The sequence below is a fragment of the Duganella violaceipulchra genome, from assembly GCF_019166075.1.
Classification (GTDB): domain Bacteria; phylum Pseudomonadota; class Gammaproteobacteria; order Burkholderiales; family Burkholderiaceae_D; genus Rugamonas; species Rugamonas violaceipulchra.
In genome coordinates, this window is record NZ_JAHTGR010000101.1 from 1 (window position 1) to 621 (window position 621).

At 72.3% G+C, this 621-nt stretch carries 1 pseudogene; it reads left to right on the forward strand.

Features of this window, described 5'->3' with window-relative positions:
- Positions 1-621 (forward strand): annotated as a pseudogene (locus KVP70_RS33150) (heme utilization protein); the annotation flags it as partial.

A 621-nucleotide genomic window follows, 5' to 3' on the forward strand; every position in this document is an offset into this window, starting at 1 on the left:
CCACCAACCAGGTCGTCGCGCTGACCTCGGCCCAGCTGAGCAGCCTGGCTTCGGCCCAGGTTGCCGCGCTGAGCAGCAACGCCATCGGCGCCATCGAGACCGCCGACATCGTCGGCCTGACCACCGCCAACGTCGCCGCCTTGCGCAGCGCCCAGCTGGTGGGCCTGGCCACGGCGCAGGTTGCCGCGCTGTCGACCGGCCAGATCGCCGCGCTGAGCACCGCCGCCGTGTCCGGCTTGAGCACCAACCAGATCGTCGCGCTGACCACCGCCCAGGCAAGCTCGCTGAGCACCGCGCAGGTGGCCGGCCTGAGCACCGCCGCCGTCGCCGCGCTGGAAACGGCCGACTTCGCCGCACTGAAGTCCGACGCGATCGCCGCCCTGAGCGCCAATCAGGTCAAGGCGCTGACCACGAATCAAGTGGTGGCGCTGACCACCGCCGAAGCCGCCGCGCTGAGCACCGCGCAAGTGGCCGCGCTGTCGACCGATGCCATCGCCGCGCTGGAAACGGCCGACCTGTCGGCCATCAAGACGGCCGCTGTCGCCGCCCTGAGCTCCGCCCAGGTCGCCGCGCTGACCACCGCCCAGGTCAACAACCTGGCCACCGCCTCGCTGGCCGCGC